The organism is Rhizobacter sp. P3_B12 (assembly GCF_056402895.1).
In genome coordinates, this window is record NZ_JBFUGN010000477.1 from 1 (window position 1) to 4676 (window position 4676).

The 4676-nt window shown below is 66.1% G+C and carries 9 protein-coding genes and 1 pseudogene; 4 read left to right on the forward strand and 6 right to left on the reverse strand.

Annotated elements, in window-relative coordinates:
• On the reverse strand, positions 1 to 148 hold a 148-nt coding region (locus AC1D01_RS21590; protein ID WP_477869931.1), incomplete at its 3' end, for a transposase.
• A gap of 63 nt (positions 149 to 211) precedes the next feature.
• Here AC1D01_RS21590 and AC1D01_RS21595 point away from each other — a divergent pair.
• From AC1D01_RS21595 to AC1D01_RS21610, 4 genes are read left to right on the forward strand one after another with little or no spacing between them, the layout of a single operon-like run.
• Positions 212 to 610, forward strand: a complete 399-nt coding sequence (locus AC1D01_RS21595) for a hypothetical protein (RefSeq protein ID WP_477869917.1) — start codon at positions 212 to 214, stop codon at positions 608 to 610.
• Positions 611 to 618: 8 nt separating this feature from the next.
• On the forward strand, positions 619 to 888 hold the full coding sequence (locus tag AC1D01_RS21600) for a hypothetical protein (RefSeq protein ID WP_477869919.1): 270 nt from the start codon (positions 619 to 621) through the stop codon (positions 886 to 888).
• 11 nt (positions 889 to 899) lie between these two features.
• Positions 900 to 1136 (forward strand): hypothetical protein, encoded by a 237-nt coding sequence (locus AC1D01_RS21605; protein ID WP_477869921.1) that lies wholly within the window; start codon positions 900 to 902, stop codon positions 1134 to 1136.
• A gap of 22 nt (positions 1137 to 1158) precedes the next feature.
• Positions 1159 to 1569: a hypothetical protein gene (locus tag AC1D01_RS21610; RefSeq protein WP_477869923.1), complete on the forward strand. Its 411-nt coding sequence runs from the start codon at positions 1159 to 1161 to the stop codon at positions 1567 to 1569.
• Here AC1D01_RS21610 and AC1D01_RS21615 read toward each other — a convergent pair.
• From AC1D01_RS21615 to AC1D01_RS21635, 5 genes and pseudogenes are all read right to left on the reverse strand, one after another.
• Positions 1566 to 1769, reverse strand: coding sequence for an RNA 2'-phosphotransferase (locus tag AC1D01_RS21615; protein WP_477869933.1), 204 nt, complete (start codon positions 1767 to 1769; stop codon positions 1566 to 1568). The genes AC1D01_RS21610 and AC1D01_RS21615 overlap by 4 nt on opposite strands.
• 9 nt (positions 1770 to 1778) lie before the next feature.
• Positions 1779 to 1898, reverse strand: a pseudogene (locus AC1D01_RS21620) (RNA 2'-phosphotransferase); the annotation flags it as partial.
• 30 nt (positions 1899 to 1928) lie between these two features.
• On the reverse strand, positions 1929 to 2465 hold the full coding sequence (locus AC1D01_RS21625) for a hypothetical protein (protein ID WP_477869925.1): 537 nt from the start codon (positions 2463 to 2465) through the stop codon (positions 1929 to 1931).
• Positions 2462 to 3163 (reverse strand): hypothetical protein, encoded by a 702-nt coding sequence (locus AC1D01_RS21630; protein WP_477869927.1) that lies wholly within the window; start codon positions 3161 to 3163, stop codon positions 2462 to 2464. The genes AC1D01_RS21625 and AC1D01_RS21630 overlap by 4 nt, the downstream gene beginning before the upstream one ends.
• A partial coding sequence (locus AC1D01_RS21635; RefSeq protein WP_477869929.1) for a GspE/PulE family protein occupies positions 3144 to 4676 on the reverse strand: 1533 nt, incomplete at its 5' end. The genes AC1D01_RS21630 and AC1D01_RS21635, both read right to left, overlap by 20 nt.

A 4676-nucleotide genomic window follows, 5' to 3' on the forward strand; every position in this document is an offset into this window, starting at 1 on the left:
GCTCGAGCCAGCGGCGCACGCCACTGTCCGTCAAGTTCATGTCGCGGCACACCTGCCCGACGCTCAATCCCTGGTCTCGCACCATGCGAACCACTTGCAGCTTGAACGCCGCATCAAATGCCCGGCGGGCTCTCTTCTTCTCGGTCATGCTCTTCTCGTCCTCTGCGGGAAAATCTCCCATCGAGGTGTCCATCAGAATTGGACCACGTCAGTGGTCGCGGTTCTACCTGTCGGTCAAGAAGTAGCGGCGGCGAGAATTACCGGGACGGTTGCTGAAAAGGTTGCGCCTAAAGTTGCAGAGGTCGCCACAGATGTCGCTCTGTCGCTTGCAAAAGGGGCGAGAGAAATCGCGAAAGAAGAAGTGTTTGCAGCACGCACGGCACCTGAGTTGAAGAAAATTTACGGGTGGGGGAACGGTGAAGCTGGAGTGAAGGCCGCCAGAGAGGCTTTGGATGCTTCAACTATTGAGCGAATCCAGGCGAGTGTGACGAGAGCAGAGGTCGAGGCCACACGAAACCTTTACAGAGAATCTGTGTCTGCGGGTCGAGGTGGAGCCGTTGCACCTCAGCGTGCTGCGTACATGGAAGATATCCTCAAGCTTTGGAAATAGGAGTTGCCGTGCCTGCTATGACTGCGAAATTGCCGTTTCAGAATGAGAGTTCTGCGTCCGTCAAAGTACTGTTGGAGCCGCTCTCTGAATACTTCATCGTTCTGCCTGGCCAGAGCATTGAAATCCATGCCGTCTTTGACGACGTGACGAACAATACGTCCTTCACCGTCGCCCCGAATGATTCATTTCTCACGATCTACGCACCGGGCGAAATCGCCGGATTCATCGACTGCTATGTGAGCCGCGATGGTGTGCGTCTAGTGCCAGATGGGAATTGACAGTGGCCTGCGTGTTTGATCTGCTGAATGACAGCCCAGACGAGTTGCTCTTGTATCTGGAGCCGGAGGGCACCGAGTTTCGGTTGCCTCCTGGCAAGGCGGTACAGGTTCGGCTGTTTGGCAATCAGCATCCCATCGAGATGAAGCACTCTGCCGATGCGACTGGCAGAAAGACGGTCTCGTTCTGGCCGGCCCGTGGAGGCTTCGAGTTGTTCTTTGAAGGAAGAAGTGTCTGGGAACAGATTTGAGGGACTTGCTCGGAGCAATGCATTGAACAAGTCGATTGGCTCGATAGCCTGGCCGAAGAGCGCAGATGCATCCTTGCGGTCGCTTCTGCTCTACATGATGAGAGTCGTTGGGCGACTCGGCATTTCATTCGGCTCTTCCGCCCATGACCCTCTGTCGACCGTCAAAGGGCTTCTCGCCGGGGAACTCTCTGAGGATGACAGGCGTGTCGCTCTTGCTCATTGGTGGAAAGCCGTGGACGAAAGAGGACTGCGGAATTTCGAGAGCGGTGAGGCAGTTGTTGCTCGTCTTGCCGTGTGCCTTCTTTACCCGAGCAAAGAAAATGTGTCGGGCCAGGACGACCAGCTGTCATGGTTCCTGGAAGTGCTCGGTTTCCTCGGCGCAGACGTTGACGAGGCGATTGCCGTCATGGAGGAGCATTTCGACTTTGTTTAGCGGGCTACCAGAAATTCCCGAGGCACCTGATCCGTGAGCCAGACGCCGTTGTCCGCCCGATTGAACTTGAACCCGGCAGCGTGCATGCGAAGCGCGTCAACCGTCAGCTCGACAGGCTTGCCATGACGCTGCCCCACCAAGTGCGCCGTTGCTTCATCGGCCGACAGGTGCACCTGCTGTCGCGACTGCGGCTGCAGCAGTTCGTCCCGTGTGAGCCGCGTTCCCGCGGCATCACTCTTGGCAATCAGCTCATCGATGACGGCCCAGCCCTGCGCATCCAGCGTCAGGCCGATGGTGTCTGGCTGGTGCCGAAGAATGAGGCTCAGGAACTTGCTGAGCTGTCATCGCGAGATCCCATGTCATTCCCTCCCACGCCACCGCGAGACGATCAACGCTGTCGGCCGCCCGCTGGCACCCTGTGCCGTCCCTTGCGCCGTCGCCAGGATCCACCGCTCGTTCGGTTCCCCGGCATTGAGATCCTCCAGGTACTTCAGCAGCGCCTCGTAGCTTGAGAACTCGACCTGCACGCGCACGGTCGCGTCGGCCGCGCTGATGTCCACCGACACCGGCAGCACGCCCACCGTGCCCACGGATTCGAGCGAGGCCAGCGCGGCGTCGACCGGCACGCGTTGCAGCTTCAACGCCGAGTGCGCGTCGGCGGCATAGGCCGGCGGCGGCTCGTTCGGCAGCTCGGCGCGCCGCGAAGCCTGGTGCGCGAGCGCGTCGATGCGCGCATTCCAATCCAGCATCTGCGCACGCACGCCGGCCGCGTCCTCACGCACCGTCCAGCCCCATGCCGCCAACGCCACCGCGGCCACAAGCAACAGCACCGTCGCGCCCCACCATGCCCGCCCCGGCGGCCGGTGGCGGATGAAGTCGGCCTCGATGCGCCTCATGCCCACGCCTCCATCACGGCATCGTCCAATCCCGCGCCCGCCGACAGCGCCACCCGCACGCCCTCGCCGTCGGCGATCCCGAGGCTCAGCACCGAGCGCTGCAGCCACGCCGCCGCATGCTCCGGCGACGGCAACGGTGCACAGGTGGCCACCGCACTGAACACCCCGTCGCGGCCCGCCAGCACCACCAGGCTCTCCGGCTCCGCGACGACGATGCGCGACAGCGCCGGCTGCACGTCCAGCGCCCGCGTCAACGCCACCGTCCACCATGGACGCATCGCAACAGCACGCACGCCATGCGCCGCCAGCACGCGCCCGATGGTCTCGCGCGTCGCGCTCTCGATCGCAACACCCAGCACCGCATGCCCAGGCGGCGCCGCATCCAGCCACACCTCGCACGGCCCGGTCAGCCCTGTCTCATCGGGCGCCAGCGCCTCGGCCAGCCGGCGCGCCTCGGTCCAGCTGCGCAGTCCCGGCACCGGTTGCACGATGAACGGCCGCGCCACGCTGCCGGCCAGCCACAGCGTGAGCTGCGGCCGGCGCACCGCGGCATCGGCCTTCAGCGCCACCGCAACCGCCGTCACGCCGGCTTCCAGCCCGTCGGCTGCTTGCCACTTCCACGGCTGCACCCCAAAGCGCCACGCCACACCCCGCAAGCCCAGCCAGGCCTGCGCCCCCTCAGATCGCACCGACGACACGCCGCACCTCCTCGATCGTGGTCTGGCGCTGCAGCACCCGCCGCACCGACTGCTGGTCCAGCGTCAGCGTGCCGCCCGCATACGCATGCCCCTTCAGCACCGACAGCGGCGAGCCCTCGGTCACGTGGTCGCGGAACGCATCGTCGATCACATGCACCTCCGAGATCACGAAGCGCCCCTTGTAGCCCGAGCCATGGCACAGCGGGCAGCCCACCGCCAGCGGCACGCGCACACCCTGCTCCGCGACCACGCCCAGCCACTGCGCCTCGCGCGCAGTGGCATCGCGCTCGCCGGCGCAATCGGCGCACAGCCGCCGCATCAGCCGCTGCACCACCACCCCGTTCAGCGACGACATGAAGCCGAACATGTCGAGCCCGAAATGCCGGAAGCGCCCGATGATGTCGGTCAGGCTGTTCGCATGYACCGTCGTGAACACCGCGTGGCCGGTCAGCGCCGATTGCACCGCGATCTCGGCCGTCTCGGCATCGCGGATCTCGCCGACCAGGATGCGGTCCGGGTCGTGCCGCAGGATCGAGCGCAGCCCCTTCGCGAAGGTCAGCCCCTTGCGCTCGTTGACGGGGATCTGCAGCACGCCCGCCAGCTCGTACTCCACCGGGTCCTCGATCGTGATGATCTTCTCCAGCCCCGTGTTGATCTCGGACAGCGCCGCATACACCGTCGTCGTCWTGCCGCTGCCCGTGGGCCCGGTCACCAGCATCATCCCGCTCGGCGCCATCGACAGCTCGCGGATCAGGCCCGCGCCGGTCGCGTCGAAGCCCAGCAGGTCGAGCGACACCGTGGCATCGCTCTCGCGCAGCTGGGCCTTGTCGAGCAGCCGCAGCACCGCGTCCTCGCCGAACACGCTCGGCATGATCGACACGCGCAGGTCGATGCGCCCGCCCTGGATGTCGATGCGGAAGCGCCCGTCCTGCGGCAGCCGCCGCTCGGTGATGTCGAGCTGCGCCAGCACCTTGATGCGCGAGATCACCTCCTCGGCCTGCGTCGCGCCGTCGAGCCGCGCAAAGCGCGCCATCACGCCGTCGAGCCGGTGCTTCACCGTCACGCCGCCGCGGTCGCATTCGAAGTGGATGTCGCTCGCACCGGCCTGGAAGCCGGCGCGGATCGCGCTGTCGACGAAGCCGACGATCGGCCCGTCGGCCACGGCCGTGGGCTTCGCGGCCTCTTCGCGCACCGCCGCCCCATCGGCCTCGCCCAGCCACGCGCGCATCGCCTGCGTGCTCGCCGCCGCCGGCTGCAGCGATTCGCCGACGCGCCCGCTGATGCGGCGCAGCTTCGCGTCGTCCCACGGGTCTTCCATCGCGAGCCAGCGCTGCCGGGCCCCGTCGACGGTCACCGCGACGACCACGCAGCGCGCCAGCACCGCCTGCTCGCGCGTCCACGCCGACCAGTCGGGCGCCGCGTCGCCAGCCGACGCCAGCACCGCGACGCCGGCCTCCTCGCGCAAGCGGCGCGCGAGCTCCGGCGGTGCGCTGCGCTGCAGCACGTCCAGCAC

Bases quoted from the DNA above. Each gene is read 5' to 3' on its own strand.
- AC1D01_RS21625 (WP_477869925.1), bottom strand. From the start codon at position 2,465: ATGAGGCGCATCGAGGCCGACTTCATCCGCCACCGGCCGCCGGGGCGG.